The following is a 16,692-nucleotide window of genomic DNA, read 5'->3' on the forward strand; positions in this document are numbered from 1 at the left end:
GCAGGTCCCGCTGGTCCGGGTGGCTGTCAAACCACTTGACGGCGTAGGAGCAGGTGGCAACCGCCTTCATGCCCCGGCCACGGATCTGGTCCGCGGCCCCCTGCACCAGCTGGCCCGCCACCCCCTGGCCCCGCAGGGAGCCGTCCACAAAGGTGTGGTCGATGTTGGCCACGCCGGGCCGCTCCTCCGGGAAGGTGATCTCGGCGATCAGCTTGCCCTCCTCATTCTCGGCCCACAGCCGTCCGGGCTTGCTCTGAAATTCCATGGGGCTTCCTCCTTTATTTTGAAAATGGCGAGGGCGGGTGCGAATCGAACACACCAGGACGGGAACGCCGTCCCCAACGGTTTTGAAGACCGCGGGGCTCACCAGATACCCTTCCGCCCCCATATGGCGGGGAGTCACAGAAATCTCCGTCCCTCCCCGATTTTTTGGGTGATTCTCACCCGGTCCCAGTATTCCAGCAGCAGCAGGGCATACTTACGGGAGACTCCCAGCATATCCCTGGCCTGGGCCAGGGTGAACATTCCCGTCCCAAACCGGGCCTTCATCCTGCTCTGTGCCTCCAGGCAGCTCTCCCCCCAGGCCCGCACCTTGGGGGACAGCGGGGTGAGCACGCCCTTGTCGGCCAGAGCCCGGCCCGCCCGGCGGCAGGCCGTCTCCTGTCCGGGGAAGTCCCGCTCCACCTCCTCGTTGGCGGGGGGCTCCAGTCCAGCAGCCCGGTAGATCTCACATAGTTTCTTCTCCAGCTCCGGGCCGGTTTCCGGCGCTGGGGACGGCGGCGCTTCTTTGGCCGGGGCTGTAGAGCGGGGCGGCTTCTTCCCCGCCGCCAGGGCGGCCAGCCGGGTCAGCCGGGCCGGGTCCATCCGCCCTTTGGCGGGGGGCTCCAGGTCCAGGATCACGCCGCCCCCCACGGTGACCACCGGGGAGAAGAAGCGTACCACGAACCGATCCCCCCGCAGGGCCGCCAGAGGCTGGTCCAGCCGCAGCTGGGCAAAGCCCTCCTCTCCCGGCTCCAGCTTGTCCCGGCCCAGCAGGATACACCGGCACATCAGCGCCCGCCCGCCGTGATGGAGATGGAGGGTGGAATTGTTTTTGACGGCATAGGGAGCCTGAGTCAGCACCTTCAGAGACACATCCAGCCGCTGGGTGAGAGTAAGCCCCTCCGCCGGGGCCAGGGTGTCCCCACGGGACACCTCCCCACGGTCCACCCCCGCCAGATTCACCGCCGCCCGGCTGCCGGGGGTCAGCTCCTCCAGATCGGTACCGTGGCTCTGGAGGCCCCGCACCCGGGCCATTTTCTCCCCCGGCCAGAGACGTACCCTGTCCCCCCGGCGGAGAGAGCCGCCGGTGAGGGTGCCGGTGACCACTGTGCCGCTGCCCGCCACCGAAAAGACCCGGTCCACATGGAGGCGATAGTCTCCTCGGTTCGACCGCTCCGGCGTCTTTTGGACCAGCTCAGCCAGGGCTCTCTTCAGTTCATCCAACCCCTCCCCTGTCACCACCGAGGTGGGGATGATGGGTGCGCCCTCCAGAAAGGTGCCCTTCACTAGGGCGCGCACCTGCTCCTCCACCCCCCGTTTGATGCCCAGGTCGGCCCGGGTAAGGGCGATCACGCCCCCTTTCAGGCCCAGCAGGGACGACAAGATGGCCAGATGCTCCCGGGTCTGAGGCATGGGCCCCTGGTCGGCGGCGATGGCCAGCACCACCAGGTCCATACCGGCACAGCCGGAGAGCATGGTGGGCACAAATTTCTCATGGCCGGGCACGTCCACGATGCTCACCATCTGTCCCCCCGGCAGGGTCAGGGGTGCAAAGCCCAGCTCGATGGTGAGACCCCGGCGGCGCTCTTCTGCCAACCGGTCGGTGTCCACTCCGGTGAGGGCCTTCACCAGGGCGGTCTTGCCGTGGTCCACATGGCCCGCGGTGCCCAGGATCATGGCCGTTCTCCTTTCCACGCCGCCAGAGCATCCCGGATGATGTTTTCCTCCCCCGGCAGCAGGGTACGCACGTCCAGCAGCAGTTTTCCTCTATGGATCCGCCCCAGAATGGGGGTGGGCCATCCCCGGAGGAAGGCCTCCAGTTCCTCCGCCGGGTCCAGGGCCACCGCCCAGGAGGGCAGCTCCTCCCCCGGCAGGGTGCCGCCCCCCGCCTCTCCGGCGGTCTCCACCGCCTCGCAGGGGCAGAAGGGGGCAAGTAAGGCGGCAAGCTCCTCCGCCCTTTGCCGCAGGTCCTGGGGCTTGGCCTCCAGCATGGCCCGGGCGGGGACGGACACCCCGTCCCGCCAGTCCAGCAGGGTGGCCTCCAGCGCCGCCAGGGACAGCTTGTCCAGCCGCAGGGCACGGGCCAGCGGGTCGCTTTTCAGCCGCCGGATGGCCTCACCCCTGCCCACCAGGATTCCCGCCTGGGGTCCGCCCAGCAGCTTATCCCCGGAGAAGCATACCACGTCGGCAGCTGCCGCCCACTGCTCCACAGTGGGGTAGTCCTGGGGCCAGAGGCCGGGGCCTAGCGCGCCGCTGCCCAGGTCGCACAGCAGGGGAACCTGATAGCGATCCGCCAGGGCGGCCAACTCCTCCACCGCCACGCTCTGGGTGAAACCCACCACCTTGAAGTTGCTGGGGTGTACCTTCAGCAGGGCCTGGGCCTCCCCGCTCTCCAGCACCCTCTCATAGTCGGACAGCCGGGTCTTGTTGGTGGCCCCCACCTCCACCAGCCTGGCCCCGCTGCGGGCCATCACGTCGGGCACCCGGAAGGAGCCGCCGATCTCCACCAGCTCCCCCCGGGAGATGGCCACCCCCATACCGGGGGTGAGGACAGACAGCATGAGAAAGACCGCCGCCGCGTTGTTGTTCACCGCAAAGGCCCCCTCCGCCCCGGTGAGCTGTGTGAGCAGCTCCTCCACCCGGGCGGTGCGGCTGCCCCGTTTGCCCGTGGACAGATCATACTCCAGGTTGGAGTAGCCCTCCGCCGTGTCTGTTACCGCCTCCACCGCCCGGCGGCTCAGGGGGGCCCGGCCCAGATTGGTGTGGAGCACCACGCCAGTGGCGTTGACCACCCGGCCCAGGCCGGGCCGGGCCAGTTCTTCTGCCGCCTGCCGGGCCCGCTGGGCCAGGATGTGCAGCTCAGGCACCTGAGTCTCTCCCGCCCGAATGGCACGGCGCAGCTGGTCCAGCACCCGGTTGGCCCCCGCCTTCTGGACGGAGCGGGGCAGACCGCTCTCCGCCAGGGCCGGATGGGCCAGCAATGCATCCATCCGGGGCAGGCCGGACAGGACAGCATCCGCCATGGTGTTCACCTCCCAAACACGACATTTGTTTGCAGTATACCACAGTTTTCCCTGTTCAGGCATATAAACTTTTTGGTTTTCAGAAACTGAGCAAAAAATATGTGTAAGACAAGGTAACATTCTAATTGACAGGTTACTTACCCTGCGGTTATCATGCTGTTGTACGAATGGAAGAGGGAAGCATGAATGGAAGGAGTGTTGACCAATGCGCGTATTTGAAACCAGCGTACAGGAACTGAAGCATGAGGTGCTGCGGTCGGTGGCCCGGCTGGCCTGGAATGACGATCTCCAGACCGGTATTCTGGATATTCCGGAGGAGATCATCCCCGGCCCCGAGGCCAAGATGCGCTGTTGTATTTATAAGGAGCGGGCCATCATCTCTCAGCGGGTGAAGCTGGCTATGGGCGGCGACAAGACCAACCCCAATCTGGTGGAGGTGCTGGACATCGCCTGTGACGAGTGCCCCGTCACCGAGATCACCGTGGGCCCCTCCTGCCGGGGCTGTATCGCCACCCGATGCGTCCACACCTGCCCCAAGGACGCCATCACTGTGGTGGACCACAAGGCCCAGATCGATCACAAGAAGTGCATTACCTGCGGCAAGTGTATCACCGCCTGCCCCTACGGCGCCATCGAAAAGAAGACCCGTCCCTGTGAGCGGGGCTGCAAGGCGGGAGCCATCTCCATGGGAGAGGACAAGAAGGCCTTCATTGATCCCGCCAAGTGTACCTCCTGCGGCGCCTGCATCTACCAGTGCCCCTTCGGCGCCATCATGGACAAGTCCTTTATCGTGGATGCCATCCAGACCCTTCAGGGCGCGGAAAAGTGGGGCTTCCATGTCTATGCCGCCGTGGCGCCCTCCATCGCCGGCCAGTTTGCCCCCGCCGACCTGGGCCAGGTGGTCACCGGCCTGAAGATGCTGGGCTTCCACGACGTGGTGGAGGTGGCCCTGGGCGCCGATATGACCGCCAAGACCGAGGCCGGTGAACTGGAGGAGAAGGGGATGCTGGCCTCCTCCTGCTGCCCCGCCTTTGTGGACTATGTGGAGAAGAACTTCCCCGACCAGGCCCATCTGATCTCCGAGACCCCCTCTCCCATGATTATGGCCGCCCGGTACATCAAGCGGAAGGACCCCTCCTCCAAGGTCATCTTCATCGGGCCCTGCGTGGCCAAGAAGATGGAGATCAAACTGGGCAAGACCATGGGTGCGGTGGACATCGCCCTCACCTTTGAAGAGCTGTACGCCATGTTTGAATCTCAAAACATCGACGTGTCCAAGCTGGAGTATACCGAACTGGATCAGGCCAGCGGCTTTGGCCGTTCCTTTGCCCACAGCGGCGGCGTGTCCGCCGCCGTGGCCCAGGCCCTGAAGGAGCGGAACAGCTCCTTCCAGGCCAAGCCCCTGCCCTGCAGCGGCTTTGAGGCCTGCAGGCTGGCCTTCCTGAAGGCCGCCAAGGGCATCGGCGATTTCAACTTCATCGAGGGCATGGCCTGCGAGGGCGGCTGTGTCCAGGGCCCCGCGCAGCTCATCCGCTCCCCCAAGAACCAGGGCGATGTGGACCGTCACGCCAAGCAGGCCGAGGGCCGCACCATCGAGGGCGCCGTGGCCGAGGCAGAAAAGCAGCCAGAATCTCAGGATTGATCCTCTTTCAGTCTCATCAAACCGTCAGACAGGAAAACCTGTCTGACGGTTTTTTCTATGGATTCCAAATGAAACCATCCTCCGGCCTGCATAGGCAAAAGAAACCTGCGGATACTAAGAGGCGTAACCACAACCGCAGGAGGAGAATCGACATGAAAGCGACTGGTATCGTGCGCCGGATCGACGATCTGGGGCGCATCGTGATCCCCAAGGAGATCCGCCGCACCATGCGGATCCGGGAGGGCGACCCCCTGGAGATCTACACCGACAAGGACGGCGGCGTCATCTTTAAAAAATACTCCCTGATGGGCGGGCTGGGGGACTTTGCCGGCCATATGTGCGAGACCCTGAACAAGACCACCGGCGAGATCGCCGTCATCACCGACCGGGACAGCTGCATCGCCGTGGCCGGCAGCGGACGGCGGGATCTGGCCGACAAGCAGATCTCTCCCGCCCTGGAGCAGATCATGGAGGGCCGCCAGATCTACCAGCACAAGGAGGGCTCCGCTCCCGTCCCCGTGTGCGAGGGCAACGACACCTATCTGGTGTCCTGCGCCGCCCCCATCCTCTCGGAAGGGGATGTGCTGGGCTGCGTACTCTTTGCCGGTACCGAGGGGGCTCTCCACGACAGCGAAACCCAGTACAAGCTGGTTCAGACCATCGCCGGCTTCCTGGGCCGCCACATGGAGCCCTGATCCTTGTAACAGACCGCCTCCTTTGCTATACTGTGGGCAAAGGAGGCGGTCTTTATGCGTCTGTTTCTGGGCGTGGAGCTGCCAACCGTCTGGCGCGAAGCGCTGGACCGGGGGGCCGCCGCGCTGAAGAAGGCCGGGGTGCGGGCCAACTTCACCCGGCGGGACAACTATCATCTCACACTGGTCTTTCTGGGGGAGACCGACCGGGCGGAAGCGGCTGCCGCCGCCCTGGACCAGGTGGACGCGCCCCCCTTTGCCCTCCGCTCCGCCTCTCCCGGCTGTTTTTCCAAAAAGGGCGGGGATATCTGGTGGCTGGGAGCGGAGCCCCTCCCCGGCCTGATGACCGCCCAGCGGCAGCTGGAGGCCGCCCTGAGAGAGGCCGGTTTTTCCCCGGAACGGCGGCCCTATCGCCCCCACATCACCCTGGCCCGGAAGGTGCGCTCTCCCGCCGGGCTGGAGCCCCTTACCATCCCCGGACTTTTCCCCACCCTGGAAACAGAGGTAAACCGGCTCACCCTCTTCTCCTCGGAGCGGGTGGACGGCGTGCTGCGCTACTTGCCTCTGTACCGGGCGGCCCTTTGATATGTAGCGGGCGGAGGCCGCCCGCGCTCAGGCACAGAACCGATGGTTGCCGATCTGGAGGATGAGAGGCCGGCTCCAGATCCAGCTGCTGGTGGCGGTGGCGGGGTTGAAATAATAGATGGCCCCGCCGCTGGGGTCCACCCCGTTAAGGGCGTCCCGGGCCGCTCGCACTGCCGATTCCGCCACCGGCTCATTGAACTGGCCGTCCACCATACAGGTAAAGGCCCCCGGCTGGTACACCACTCCGGCGATGGTGTTGGGGAAGGAGGGGTGCTCCACCCGGTTGAGGATCACCGCCCCCACCGCCACCTGGCCGCTGTAGGGCTCCCCCCGGGCCTCCGCCGGCGAACCCCCGCCCGACATCCCCAGGGCCTTCAGGGTGGCGGGTCCCACGATGCCGTCGGCGGTCAGGCCGTTTTTCCGCTGAAAATACTTCACCGCCTGGGTGGTCTGACTGCCGAATACCCCGTCCACCGCCCCGTCGTAGTAGCCCCAGTTCTTCAGTTTGGTCTGGATCACCCGCACCTGCTCCCCGCTGGAGCCCTGCCGGTAGGTGGCCGCCTGGGCCTGCTGGGCAAAGGCGATGAGGGAAATGTTGACCGCGAACACCAGAGCCAGTGCCGCGATGCGCCTGCGTCTGTTCATACCTACCCCTCCAATCTCACTGGAGGTAGTGTACGGCGGCAGCGGGCCGGTTATGTACGCCAATCCCTTCCTGCCTGCATAGGGCCAGTGGTTTTTGGAAATACTGGTACAAAACAGGAAAGGATGTGGGCAGGTGGTACAGGGCGTATCCCGGCAGGTCATTGTGGTAAAATCCCCCGACCCCCGATTTTTTGAACAGGCCATTTTTATCGTGAAGGAGGACGCCTTCGGCAAGGGGGCCTCCGCCGAGGAGGTGCTCCAGGAGGCCCGCCGGGCAGCCGACGGCTACCTCAAGCGCTCCTCCGGCTGGCGGCGGGTGTGCCGGAAGATCCCCGCCCCGGTATATGCCGCCGGCGGTGCCCTGGGGGCCACCCTGTGCTGGGTGGCGGCCCTGATGCTGTAAAAAAAGCAGGCGCGGAAACGCGCCTGCTTTTTTATGGTCACTTAATATTCCGGGCGGATGGCCATCCCATTGGTTTCCCTCCGATAGATGCGGTAAGCAATCACACACAGAATAATCTGCGCCACAGAGGAAATGGGCGTACCCAAGCCGATATGAAACAGGGATGCCCCCTCCATCCGGCTCATCAAATAAACCGCCGGAATTCTTACACAGAATGCGCCGAACACCCCCTGCAACATAACAAATACGGTTCTTCCGCAGCCGTTGAAGTAGCCGATAAAGCAAAAGAGGATGGCCGTAAGCAGGCAGTCAATGGCGTAGGCCTTCAAATAGTCGTGGGCATAAGCAATAACTTCTGCTTCTCCCGAGAAGATGGCCGCCAACAAATCGCCTGCAAAAAATGCAATGGTTCCCATGATAAAGCCGGCAATCAATGCCGTCTTAATCCCATAGAACAGCGCCTTGCGGGAGCGTTCATAAGCTCCGGCGCCGTTATTCTGTGCCACAAACGCGGAAATGGACTGCATATAGGCGGAAGCCACCAGCATCAAAAAGACGCAGACCTTCTCTGCCACACCAACGGCGGCGGATTCCATGACGCCCATGCTGTTGACCACCACCTGGATAAAGAGGAAGGAAAACTGCACCAGCAACTCCTGCAGGGCAATGGGCACACCCACCAGCAGAATTTTTTTCAAACAGACGGGGTCGAAGCGGATATATGTTTTTGAAAATGCGAAGGGGAGTTTCTTTTTGCCAATCAAATAAAGAGAACATACCACACTGATGGCCTGGGCGGATACAGTTGCAATGGCAGCACCGGCGGCACCCATGCCAAAGACCGCCACCAGCAGCAGATCGCCCAGAATATTGATGATACAGGCAATGGCAACGGTAAGCAGCGGTGTTTTGGAATCGCCAATTCCACGAAAAACCGCGCCAATGACGTTGTATGCGATGATAAAAATGGTTCCGATGCCGCAAATGCGTACATAACCGCTGGTCTGTGAAAATGCCTCGGCCGGCGAATGCATAAAGGCGGCCAGATAATCGCTGAAAGGAACCACCAAAGCTGTGACCACAACCGCCAGCACCGCAAAGATGGCAATGCCGGTTCCAACGCCCCTTCCGGCCTTTTCCGGCTTGCCCGCGCCGATGCAATCACCCACAAAGACGGTCACACCCATGGCCAAACCGGTAATGACCATGGTAATCATGTTAAAAAGCTGGCTGCCGGAGGCCACACCGGATTGCTCATAGGTATTCGCAAACTGACCCACGATGATCAGGTCCGCCGCACCGTACATAGCCTGTAAAAAGAGTGCCAGCAGCACTGGAAACGCAAAGGAAATCAGGGATTTCAGAATATTTCCCTGGAGTAAACTCTGTTCTTTGGTTCGGCTCATGGTGTCCTCCTTATCTGCTGCAAAAAAAGAGAGCCGGACAAGAAAAGCAGGAGTCTCACCTGCCATCTTATCCAGCTCGCAACCTCATAAGTGTTGCTCACCCTCCGATGAACGCAGAATATTATAGCAAACCGGGACAGGGGTGTCAACGACACGCAAGTAATTTCGTGACAAGCAATCAGGAACGGAGTATAATGCAAGATGATCGTTCCGATTATACGCAAAAGCCTGCCCGATCAGGGATTTGAGAAAACGACAGGACTTACGAGGAGTTATCAAAGATGACCAAACTGCTTTTCGTCTGCCACGGCAATATTTGCCGCAGCCCCATGGCCGAGTTTGTAATGAAGGATCTGGTCCGCAAGGTGGGGCTGGAGGACCATTTCACCATCGCCTCCGCCGCCACCAGCGCCGAGGAGATCGGCAACCCGGTCTATCCCCCCGCCCGGCGGAAGCTGGCCGAACACGGCATCAGCTGCTCCGGCCACGCCGCCCGCCAGCTAAATGCGGCGGATTACGGCCGGTGGGACCTGTTTCTGGGCATGGACAGCGCCAACCTGCGGAATATGCGCCGGCTCTTTGGCGGCGATCCGGAGGGCAAGGTCAAGGCCCTGCTGTCTTATATCGGCCAGGACCGGGACATCTCCGATCCCTGGTACTCCGGCGACTTTGAAGCCACCTGGCAGGATGTATACGCAGGCTGCTCCGCCCTGCTGGCCTCCCTGACGCAGGAGCAGCTGCCCAAGCTGGTGGTGGTGCTGGGCACCACCGCCTGCGGCAAAAGCGGCCTGGGGGTGGAGCTGGCCAAGCGCTTTGGCGGCGAGATCGTGTCCGCCGACTCCCGGCAGGTATACACCGGCCTGGACCTGGGCACCGGCAAGGTGACCCAGAAGGAGATGGACGGCGTGCCTCACCATATGCTGGACGTGGTAGCCCCCAACCAGCCCTACTCGGTGGCCGACTTCCAGGCGGGGGCCTACGCCGCCATCGACGATATCATCGCCCGGGGCAAAGTGCCCTTCCTGGTGGGGGGCTCCGGGCTGTACGTCCGGGCGGTGACCGAGGGCTTTGCCTTTACCGACGCCACCCCCGATCCCGCCCTGCGGGCCGAGCTGGAGGGCAAGACGGCGGCGGAGCTGTACGCCATCCTGCGGGAAAAGACGGGGGTCACCCTGGCCAACGGGGAGGAGAACAACCACCAGCGGCTGGTGCGCTCGGTGGAGAAGGCCATGGCCGACGGCTGGGAGGCTCCTCAGGCCAAGCCCCGGTACCGCTGCCTGCTGCTGGGGGTAAGCTTCCCCCGGGAAACCGTGTGTCAGCGCATTGACGACCGGCTCCAGGCCCGCATCGACGCGGGCATGATCCAGGAGGTGGCCGACCTGCGGGAAGCCGGGGCCACCGACGAATTTCTGGAAGGCCTGGGGCTGGAGTACCGCTATATCCGCCGCTACCTGAAGGGGGAGATTCCCTCTCTGGAGGCCCTGACAGACGAGCTGGGCCGGGCCATCAAGCGCTTTGCTAAGCGGCAGGTCCAGTGGTTTAACCGGGACAAAGACGTGCTGTGGCTGGACATGGAGGGTGATTTCCTCACCCAGGCCACCCAGGCGGTGGACCGGTTTTTAAACGAGCCGTAATACCAGAACAGCCGCTGCGGAAGCTTCCGCAGCGGCTGTTTTACGTTTGGATCTTATCCCTCGGGCAGGGGTACCCTGCGGTGCTCCACCGGCCCCCAGGCGGGCAGAGGCAGGCCCTGCATGGCCCCGAACACCCGGCTCTTGAGGCCCGGGTACTGCTGGTCCAGGGTGTGGATCAGCTCCTTGACCTCCTGCCGCTTGGTGTAGCCGTCGGCGGGGCAGGGATTGAACACCACCGGCAGGTGGTTGCGCTCGGCGGCGTTGCGGATAAGCCCCTCCCCGCAGTAGAGCATGGGCCGGATCTGGCTGATGCCCATGCGGTCCAGCCAGGTCACCGGCTGGAAGCAGGACAGCCGTCCCTCGTAGAACAGGGACAGGAAGAAGGTCTCCACCGCGTCGTCAAAGTGGTGGCCCAGGGCAATCTTGCTGATGCCCCGCTCCTTGATGGCGTTGTGGAGGGCGCCCCGGCGCATTTTGGCGCACATGGAGCAGGGGTTCTTCTCCTTCCGCAGGTCGAAGATAATGTGGTGGATCTCGGAGGGCAGCAGGGTAAAGGGCACGCCAATTTGCTCACAGTAGGCCGCCACCGGGGCAAAGTCCATCCCCCCTCCCCCGTCCACATGGCCCATGTCCAGGGTATAGGCCTCCACGGTAAAGGGCTTGGGATAAAACTCCCGCAGCCGGGCCAGGGCGGTGAGCAGCACCAGGGAGTCCTTGCCGCCGGATACCCCCACGGCAATGCGGTCTCCGGCCTGAATCATGTCGTAATCCTCCACACAGCGGCGGACATAGCTCAAAATCTTGTTCATAGGCACCTCAAAAAATTGAAAATCGAAATGGAGCATTCAAGAGAAAACGAGAGATATTGCGCGATTTCAAGAGCATACACTTTTTCTGTTTAAAAAAATCGGAAAACGTGTTGACACTCCGCGGCCAAGGTATTATAATACAAAACGCTCCAATCGTAAAGATTGGGGCCTGTATTCTGTTTAGACATATTTTTTAAGATATCATCAAAATTGGAGGTTTCACCATGTCCACTTTTATGGCCAACAAGGGGAACATCGTCCGCAAGTGGTATATCCTCGATGCGGCTGGTAAGCCCCTGGGCAAGACTGCCGCTACCGCGGCCAACCTGCTGCGCGGCAAGCACAAGCCCGAGTATACTCCTCACGCTGACTGCGGCGACTTCGTCGTGGTCGTCAACGCCGAGAAGGCCGTTCTGACCGGCAAGAAGCTGGAGCAGAAGTACTACCGCACCCACTCCGGTTGGGTAGGCGGCCTGAAGGAGACCCCCTACCGCCTGCTGATGCAGCAGAAGCCCGAGCTGGCCATGCGTGTGGCCATCCGCGGCATGATGCCCCGCAACATCATCACCAAGGATTCTCTGTCCCGCCTGCACATCTACCGCGGCGCCGAGCATCCCCACAACGCCCAGAAGCCCGAAGCCTGGGCGGCCAACTAAGCAGGAGGTACAAAGGAATGTATAAGAGCAAGAAGCCTTATCTGTATGGCACCGGCCGCCGGAAGTCCTCCGTGGCCCGCGTGCATCTGTTCCCCAACGGCACTGGTGCTATTACCATCAATGGCCGTGATATCGACGACTACTTCGGCCTGGAGACCCTGAAGCTGATCGTGCGTCAGCCTCTGGCCACCACCGACACCCTGGGCAAGGTGGACATCGAGACCACCGTTACCGGCGGCGGCGTGACCGGCCAGGCCGGCGCCATCCGTCACGGCATCGCCCGTGCCCTGCTGCAGGTCAACCCCGAGTACCGTGCTGCCCTGAAGGCTGCCGGCTTCCTGACCCGCGATCCTCGTATGAAGGAGCGTAAGAAATACGGCCTCAAGGCTGCCCGTCGCGCTCCCCAGTTCAGCAAGCGCTGATTTTATTGCAGAGCAATCAAAAATGCCGCCCTTTCGGGCGGCATTTTTCTTGCCTGTGGAACTGTCCTTATACCACTAAAAAGAGACGCTGCCAAAGGCAGCGTCTCTTTTCTATTCAGTTGCTGCCCTTGGGCAGGAAGGGGAGCAGAGCGTCGGCCAGGCCGGTGACCGGCATGGTCTGAAGGGTCACCTTGCCGGGGCCGGTGATCACCGTATTAAACAGCCCCTCCCCGCCGAAGAGCATATTCTTCACACCGTGAATCATCTGCACATCGATGGAGCAGGTGGCGTCCATCATGGCCAGATTTCCGGTATCCACTACAATGCTCTGGCCCGGCTTCAGCTCGTATTCCACCACCGAGCCGTCCAGCTCCACAAAGGCCATACCGTAGCCGGACAGCTTCTGCATGATAAAGCCCTCACCGCCGAAAAAGCCGGTTTTCATCTTTTTCTGGAAGTGGATGGACAGCTCCACCCCCTGCTCAGAGGCCAAAAACCCCCGCTTCTGTACAATGACCGGATGGGCCGGATCAATGGGAATGGCCCGAATGGTGCCAGGCAGGCTGGAACCAAATGCGATCATGCCCGGGCCGCCCACCGCCGTATATGTATTCTGGAAGATGGAATCGCCGGAAAACATCCGGCCAAAGGCCTTGCCAATGCCACCTGCGCCGGTAGACATCTCCATATTGGGGGACATCCACACCATGGAACCCCGCTCGGTGATCATGGACTCACCGGCGGCCACCTGACAGATCACTACCGGCATGGGCTCTCCCTTGATCTCATACTGCATACCATCGCCTCCTCATCAAATGGGTTTCCAAAATGAGTATACGATAGAGGCCGCTGGGATGCAAGCCGTTTTTCGTCAGACTTCCACCCCCTCCAGGCGCATGACCGACACCTCAAAGGCGGTGCGCTGACAGCTTTCGCCATTCTCCAGCTTGGTGTAGGCCCGGCTCTGGAGGCGGCCCTCCAGCCGCACCCCGTCCCCCACTTCCAACTCGCCGCAGCAGCGGGCCAGCGCCCCCCAGGAGATGCAGGGCAGATAGTCCGCCCGGCCATACTTCCGATTTACCGCCAGCATGAGATCGCAGATCTCCCGTCCCAGGGGAGTACGCCGGAACACCGGGGGCTTGCACAGTACCCCGGCCAGGGTGAGGCGGTTCTCATTGGGTCCCTCCCCCGGCTTGATGCTCTTGGCGTGCAGGGTAATGACCAGTTTACTGCCGGTTCCGCTTTTGTTGTTGAAGGAGCGCACCTCCCCCTCCACCTCCACCGGCGTCCCCGCTCTCACCGGATACTCCTCCAGCAGTTCTTTAGGCGCAATGACGTTGATGGTGTCCTCCGAGCCGGACAGCCGGAGCACCGTAAGGGGAAAGGTTTCATACACGACTCCGTGGGTCTCATGGGACCACACCGGGTCCGCCGTGACGGTCCCCCGGAGCATTGCCCGATTCTCATTCCATCCTGTCTGCATATCCATCCACACTCCTGCCTGTTTTGGGTAGCTGTGGCATCTATATGCGGGTTTGTCCCCCGCTATGCCCACCCGATACAGACAGTGGTTGACGATTCTGTCCACTATGGAGTATGATAGGGAAAAGGAGTGCAGCATACATGAACAAGTTTTTGAAAGATGTGACATTCACCAAGGTGTTCTTTATCTGGTTCGCCCTCTTCTTTTTGCTGCTCATGATCAATATGCAGACGGTGCAGAATAGCCTGCTGGTCAGCATCACCGGGGCCGCCCTGGGCGTATTCCTGCTGATCTTCCCCGTCCCGCCCCACTCCTTCCAGCGCCGCTACGGCAAGGAGCGTGCTGTCCATGTCACCCGTGTCCTGGCTGTGGCCATTATTGTGATATCGTTTATTTCCAAAGCGCAATTCTAAACAGAAGGTCCAGCCCATTGTATGGGCTGGACCTTTTTTACTGCTGATTTTGCCAGTCGGCGGGGTAGACGAAGTAGAGGAACCGGGCATGGCCGGTGACGGAAAACTGAATTTCGCTTCCCTTGGGAATGTGGATCAGCTCCCCCGGCCCGGCGGACACCTTCTGCCCATTGCACAGGATGTCCAGCCGCCCCTCCACCACATAGTCCATCTCGTCGTAGTTCAGGGTCCAGGGGAAGGTGGTGTCGGTCATCTCCATGATGCCCACCCCCAGCCGGGGGGACTGCTCCAGCGTGAACAGGTCACGGGTATACACCCTGTCACCGGGATTGCCGGTGTTCATCCGGTGGGCCTCGGTGACGGTAAGGGCAGGCACCTTCACCGCCTGCACCCCGCCCCCCAGGTGCTCCAGCAACACCTGGCGGATGATTTCTTCCAGCTTATGCTTGTCCATGACTGGTCTCCTTTCGGGTGAGGAACATGGCCACCGCCACGGCGGTGACGCCGCCCACCAGCTTGCCCACGATCATGGGAAAAATCATGGTGGAATCAAAGCCGGCGGTAAAGCCCAGGTGGTCACCGAACACAAAGGCCGCCGACACAGCAAAAGCCACGTTGATGATCTTGCCCCGGCGGTCCATGTCCCCCATCATCTGGAACATGGGGATGTTGTTGGCCAGGGTGGCCACCATACCCGCCGCCGCCACGTCGTTCATGCCCAGCAGGCTGCCCAGCTTCATCAGGGGCTTTTTAAACACCTTGGTAATGACGTACACCAGGGGGAAGGCGCCCGCCAGCACAATGGCGATGTCGCCTACGATGCCAATGCCCTCCTCAATGGAGTTGAGGCCAGGGATAATAGTCAGGGGCGTCAGGGCCTCAATGATGGCGGCGGCCAGACCGATGGTGATGATGATGACAATGATGCGGCCAAAGACCTGGAAGCCCTTCACCATGCCGTTAGGCACAAAGGCCAGCCCCAGGGCGATGAGCACCGCAAAGAGCACGATGGGCAGCAGGTTACGCAGCACCATCATCACCGGGAATCCCGCCACCAAGCCGCCCACAAAGCTGCCGATGGGGATGGTGATGACGCCGGCCAGCACGCCGGTGGCCAGAGCGGGCCGGTCTTCCGCCTTGATGATGCCCAGGCCCACCGGAATAGTAAAGACGATGGTGGGGCCCAGCATTGCCCCTACGATGAGGCCGCCGAACTGGCCCGCCTCCTCCGTCAGGGCCAGCTCCTGAGCCAGGGGGGCGCCCCCCATATCGTTGGCCAGGATGGTACCGGCGAACATGGCCGGGTCGGCCCCTAGGAACTGATAGAAGGGCACCACCACCGGCCGCAGCAGGTTGGCCAACACGGGGGCCAGGCAGATAATACCGATCATGGCCAGGGCCAGAGATCCCATGGCCATGATGCCCTCCTCAAACTTCTCCCCCAGGCCGAACCGGTTGCCCAGGATGCGGTCGATGGCCCCCAGGGCCATAAAGAGCACCATCAGATAGACGATGATCTCGTTGATGGACATAAACTGTCCCTCCCTTTTGTGAAACGGGGCGGCAGGTGGGCCGCCCCCTTATGGATCAATGATCCCGATGATGGCGGCGTCCACCGGCACATTTGCCCCGGCAGCGATGCGGGCCGCCCCGCCGGTGGCGATGAGGACCCGCTCGCCCTCACCCGCCCCCACGCAGTCGGCGCACACCAGTAGCCTGTCCCCCACCTCCACCGTCAGGAAGGCCTGACCGGTCAGGTTGGGGGCTTTTTTCGTGGCCCATACCTTACCGGCCACCTGTCCCAGCAACACAGATTCCCATCTCCCTCAGCTGCCGCTCCAGGGACAGGCAGCGGCGATAGATTGACGGCGGGGCGGTGCGGCGGTAGAGCCGGTACTCCAGCGCCTTCCGCTCCAGGCACACCCTGGCCCCCGCCAGCAGGGCGGCCAGCACCTCGGTCTCCCCCCGACTGGCCGGGGCCAGGGCGGCCAGCCGCCCCATGGCCCCCACAGGCAGCCAGGTGATGACCAGGGTGCGCCCCCGCCACTCCAGCCTCACGGCAAAATCAGTCCCCGGTCCCCTTTTTTGAACCCGCAGGCGTTGGCCTCGTCGTAGTCAATGTGGGCGAAGGTGGCGAACTGGGGGGACACCCGCACCTCCACCCCCTCCAGGGTCAGAGGCCGCTGGGTGAGGCACTTGAGCCGCACCTCCCGGCCATTCTCCACCCCGAAGCGGGCGGCGTCCTCCGGAGTCATGTGGATGTGCCGCTTGGCGGCAATCAGTCCCCGGTCCAGCCGCAGCACCCGGTCCCCGTTGCGCAGGGCGATGCCGGGTGTGCCCCCGATGTCCCCCGACAGCCGCACCGGGGGTGTGATGCCCAGCACCACGCCGTCGGTAAGGGAGATCTCCACCTGGCTCTCCTTCCGCTCGGGCCCCAGCACCACCACGTTGGGAATGGACCCTTTGGGGCCCTCCAGGGTAACCCGCTGGGCGCACACGAACTGCCCCGGCTGGGACAGGTCCTTCACCCGGGTGAGCTGAAAGCCGGGGCCGAAGAGGGTGTCCAGATCGGCCCGGGACAGGTGGACGTGGCGGCCGCTGGCCTCCACCTCCACCGT

The 16,692-nt window shown here is 62.4% G+C and carries 21 protein-coding genes, 1 tRNA gene and 1 pseudogene; 9 read left to right on the forward strand and 14 right to left on the reverse strand.

All coding sequences use genetic code 11. The annotated features are described in order from the left end of the window. From IHN22_RS11170 to selA, 4 genes are all read right to left on the reverse strand, one after another. The coding region (locus IHN22_RS11170; RefSeq protein ID WP_191435401.1) for a GNAT family N-acetyltransferase at positions 1-265 on the reverse strand (265 nt) is incomplete at its 3' end. Between the two features lie 25 nt (positions 266-290). Next, positions 291-386: transfer RNA gene (locus IHN22_RS11175), tRNA-Sec, on the reverse strand. Between the two features lie 13 nt (positions 387-399). Beyond that, the gene (selB, locus tag IHN22_RS11180; RefSeq protein WP_191435403.1) at positions 400-1,938 is read right to left on the reverse strand and encodes a selenocysteine-specific translation elongation factor; all 1,539 of its coding nucleotides are present in this window, start codon (positions 1,936-1,938) and stop codon (positions 400-402) included. After that, positions 1,935-3,284 carry an L-seryl-tRNA(Sec) selenium transferase gene (gene selA, locus IHN22_RS11185; RefSeq protein ID WP_191435405.1) on the reverse strand — a complete coding sequence of 450 codons (1,350 nt, stop codon included), beginning with the start codon at positions 3,282-3,284 and terminating at the stop codon, positions 1,935-1,937. Before selA ends, selB begins: the two co-directional genes overlap by 4 nt. Positions 3,285-3,489: 205 nt before the next feature. On the opposite strand from selA, the gene IHN22_RS11190 reads away from it, so the two are divergent. The 3 genes from IHN22_RS11190 (at position 3,490) to thpR (ending at position 6,203) form a co-directional block, all read left to right on the forward strand. Next, positions 3,490-4,926, forward strand: a complete 1,437-nt coding sequence (locus tag IHN22_RS11190) for a 4Fe-4S dicluster domain-containing protein (RefSeq protein ID WP_191435407.1) — start codon at positions 3,490-3,492, stop codon at positions 4,924-4,926. 152 nt (positions 4,927-5,078) lie between these two features. Beyond that, a complete protein-coding gene (locus IHN22_RS11195; RefSeq protein ID WP_191435408.1) occupies positions 5,079-5,621 on the forward strand; it encodes a stage V sporulation T C-terminal domain-containing protein in 543 nt (180 codons plus the stop codon). 54 nt (positions 5,622-5,675) lie between these two features. Continuing rightward, positions 5,676-6,203, forward strand: a complete 528-nt coding sequence (gene thpR / locus IHN22_RS11200; protein WP_087188628.1) for an RNA 2',3'-cyclic phosphodiesterase — start codon at positions 5,676-5,678, stop codon at positions 6,201-6,203. 27 nt (positions 6,204-6,230) lie between these two features. Here the strand turns inward: thpR and IHN22_RS11205 are convergent, their stop codons facing one another. Beyond that, positions 6,231-6,848 (reverse strand): cell wall hydrolase, encoded by a 618-nt coding sequence (locus IHN22_RS11205; protein ID WP_191435410.1) that lies wholly within the window; start codon positions 6,846-6,848, stop codon positions 6,231-6,233. Positions 6,849-6,981: 133 nt separating this feature from the next. Here IHN22_RS11205 and IHN22_RS11210 point away from each other — a divergent pair, with 133 nt between their 5' ends. After that, complete coding sequence (locus IHN22_RS11210; protein WP_191435412.1) at positions 6,982-7,251, forward strand: translation initiation factor 2; 270 nt, start codon at positions 6,982-6,984, stop codon at positions 7,249-7,251. A 41-nt stretch (positions 7,252-7,292) separates the two neighbouring features. Here the strand turns inward: IHN22_RS11210 and IHN22_RS11215 are convergent, their stop codons facing one another. After that, a complete protein-coding gene (locus tag IHN22_RS11215; protein WP_191435413.1) occupies positions 7,293-8,657 on the reverse strand; it encodes an MATE family efflux transporter in 1,365 nt (454 codons plus the stop codon). A 281-nt stretch (positions 8,658-8,938) separates the two neighbouring features. On the opposite strand from IHN22_RS11215, the pseudogene IHN22_RS12855 reads away from it, so the two are divergent. Together IHN22_RS12855 and miaA are read left to right on the forward strand one after the other, a co-directional pair. Further along, positions 8,939-9,382, forward strand: a pseudogene (locus tag IHN22_RS12855) (low molecular weight protein-tyrosine-phosphatase); the annotation flags it as partial. Continuing rightward, positions 9,380-10,291, forward strand: coding sequence for a tRNA (adenosine(37)-N6)-dimethylallyltransferase MiaA (gene miaA, locus IHN22_RS11220; RefSeq protein WP_365814158.1), 912 nt, complete (start codon positions 9,380-9,382; stop codon positions 10,289-10,291). The pseudogene IHN22_RS12855 and the gene miaA, both read left to right, overlap by 3 nt. Before the next feature lie 53 nt (positions 10,292-10,344). Here miaA and IHN22_RS11225 read toward each other — a convergent pair whose 3' ends face one another. Next, a complete protein-coding gene (locus tag IHN22_RS11225; RefSeq protein WP_191435415.1) occupies positions 10,345-11,100 on the reverse strand; it encodes a tRNA lysidine(34) synthetase in 756 nt (251 codons plus the stop codon). Positions 11,101-11,324: 224 nt separating this feature from the next. On the opposite strand from IHN22_RS11225, the gene rplM reads away from it, so the two are divergent. Together rplM and rpsI are read left to right on the forward strand one after the other, a co-directional pair. Beyond that, a complete protein-coding gene (gene rplM, locus IHN22_RS11230; protein WP_087188632.1) occupies positions 11,325-11,756 on the forward strand; it encodes a 50S ribosomal protein L13 in 432 nt (143 codons plus the stop codon). Between the two features lie 17 nt (positions 11,757-11,773). Beyond that, a complete protein-coding gene (gene rpsI, locus IHN22_RS11235) occupies positions 11,774-12,178 on the forward strand; it encodes a 30S ribosomal protein S9 (protein ID WP_087188633.1) in 405 nt (134 codons plus the stop codon). A gap of 115 nt (positions 12,179-12,293) precedes the next feature. Here the strand turns inward: rpsI and IHN22_RS11240 are convergent, their stop codons facing one another. Both IHN22_RS11240 and IHN22_RS11245 read right to left on the reverse strand, forming a co-directional pair. Continuing rightward, positions 12,294-12,974: a TIGR00266 family protein gene (locus IHN22_RS11240; RefSeq protein WP_087400426.1), complete on the reverse strand. Its 681-nt coding sequence runs from the start codon at positions 12,972-12,974 to the stop codon at positions 12,294-12,296. A 75-nt stretch (positions 12,975-13,049) separates the two neighbouring features. Next, entirely contained in the window at positions 13,050-13,661 is a 612-nt protein-coding gene (locus tag IHN22_RS11245) for a single-stranded DNA-binding protein (protein ID WP_300986504.1), read from the reverse strand. Positions 13,662-13,801: 140 nt separating this feature from the next. On the opposite strand from IHN22_RS11245, the gene IHN22_RS11250 reads away from it, so the two are divergent. Continuing rightward, entirely contained in the window at positions 13,802-14,074 is a 273-nt protein-coding gene (locus IHN22_RS11250; protein WP_087188655.1) for a hypothetical protein, read from the forward strand. A 37-nt stretch (positions 14,075-14,111) separates the two neighbouring features. Here the strand turns inward: IHN22_RS11250 and IHN22_RS11255 are convergent, their stop codons facing one another. The 5 genes from IHN22_RS11255 to IHN22_RS11275 are packed head-to-tail and all read right to left on the reverse strand — an operon-like array spanning position 14,112 to position 16,689. Further along, entirely contained in the window at positions 14,112-14,528 is a 417-nt protein-coding gene (locus IHN22_RS11255; RefSeq protein ID WP_191435418.1) for a cupin domain-containing protein, read from the reverse strand. Further along, positions 14,515-15,606, reverse strand: coding sequence for an ethanolamine utilization protein EutH (gene eutH, locus IHN22_RS11260; RefSeq protein WP_087272633.1), 1,092 nt, complete (start codon positions 15,604-15,606; stop codon positions 14,515-14,517). Before eutH ends, IHN22_RS11255 begins: the two co-directional genes overlap by 14 nt. A gap of 48 nt (positions 15,607-15,654) precedes the next feature. Continuing rightward, positions 15,655-15,885 carry a EutN/CcmL family microcompartment protein gene (locus tag IHN22_RS11265; protein WP_087188658.1) on the reverse strand — a complete coding sequence of 77 codons (231 nt, stop codon included), beginning with the start codon at positions 15,883-15,885 and terminating at the stop codon, positions 15,655-15,657. Continuing rightward, a complete protein-coding gene (locus IHN22_RS11270; RefSeq protein WP_087389000.1) occupies positions 15,860-16,132 on the reverse strand; it encodes a hypothetical protein in 273 nt (90 codons plus the stop codon). Before IHN22_RS11270 ends, IHN22_RS11265 begins: the two co-directional genes overlap by 26 nt. Beyond that, complete coding sequence (locus IHN22_RS11275; protein ID WP_191435422.1) at positions 16,129-16,689, reverse strand: phosphate propanoyltransferase; 561 nt, start codon at positions 16,687-16,689, stop codon at positions 16,129-16,131. The genes IHN22_RS11270 and IHN22_RS11275 overlap by 4 nt, the downstream gene beginning before the upstream one ends. Between the last annotated feature and the right edge of the window lie 3 nt (positions 16,690-16,692).

Origin of the sequence: Flavonifractor sp. An112 (assembly GCF_904377885.1) — a bacterium.
GTDB lineage: Bacteria > Bacillota > Clostridia > Oscillospirales > Oscillospiraceae > Flavonifractor > Flavonifractor avicola.

Coding starts and splice junctions, on each gene's coding strand:
- selB (WP_191435403.1), bottom strand. CDS start 1,938: ATGATCCTGGGCACCGCGGGCCATGTGGACCACGGCAAGACCGCCCTG.
- selA (WP_191435405.1), bottom strand. CDS start 3,284: ATGGCGGATGCTGTCCTGTCCGGCCTGCCCCGGATGGATGCATTGCTG.
- IHN22_RS11190 (WP_191435407.1), top strand. CDS start 3,490: ATGCGCGTATTTGAAACCAGCGTACAGGAACTGAAGCATGAGGTGCTG.
- IHN22_RS11195 (WP_191435408.1), top strand. CDS start 5,079: ATGAAAGCGACTGGTATCGTGCGCCGGATCGACGATCTGGGGCGCATC.
- thpR (WP_087188628.1), top strand. CDS start 5,676: ATGCGTCTGTTTCTGGGCGTGGAGCTGCCAACCGTCTGGCGCGAAGCG.
- IHN22_RS11205 (WP_191435410.1), bottom strand. CDS start 6,848: ATGAACAGACGCAGGCGCATCGCGGCACTGGCTCTGGTGTTCGCGGTC.
- IHN22_RS11215 (WP_191435413.1), bottom strand. CDS start 8,657: ATGAGCCGAACCAAAGAACAGAGTTTACTCCAGGGAAATATTCTGAAA.
- IHN22_RS11225 (WP_191435415.1), bottom strand. CDS start 11,100: ATGAACAAGATTTTGAGCTATGTCCGCCGCTGTGTGGAGGATTACGAC.
- rplM (WP_087188632.1), top strand. CDS start 11,325: ATGTCCACTTTTATGGCCAACAAGGGGAACATCGTCCGCAAGTGGTAT.
- rpsI (WP_087188633.1), top strand. CDS start 11,774: ATGTATAAGAGCAAGAAGCCTTATCTGTATGGCACCGGCCGCCGGAAG.
- IHN22_RS11240 (WP_087400426.1), bottom strand. CDS start 12,974: ATGCAGTATGAGATCAAGGGAGAGCCCATGCCGGTAGTGATCTGTCAG.
- IHN22_RS11245 (WP_300986504.1), bottom strand. CDS start 13,661: ATGCAGACAGGATGGAATGAGAATCGGGCAATGCTCCGGGGGACCGTC.
- IHN22_RS11250 (WP_087188655.1), top strand. CDS start 13,802: ATGAACAAGTTTTTGAAAGATGTGACATTCACCAAGGTGTTCTTTATC.
- IHN22_RS11255 (WP_191435418.1), bottom strand. CDS start 14,528: ATGGACAAGCATAAGCTGGAAGAAATCATCCGCCAGGTGTTGCTGGAG.
- eutH (WP_087272633.1), bottom strand. CDS start 15,606: ATGTCCATCAACGAGATCATCGTCTATCTGATGGTGCTCTTTATGGCC.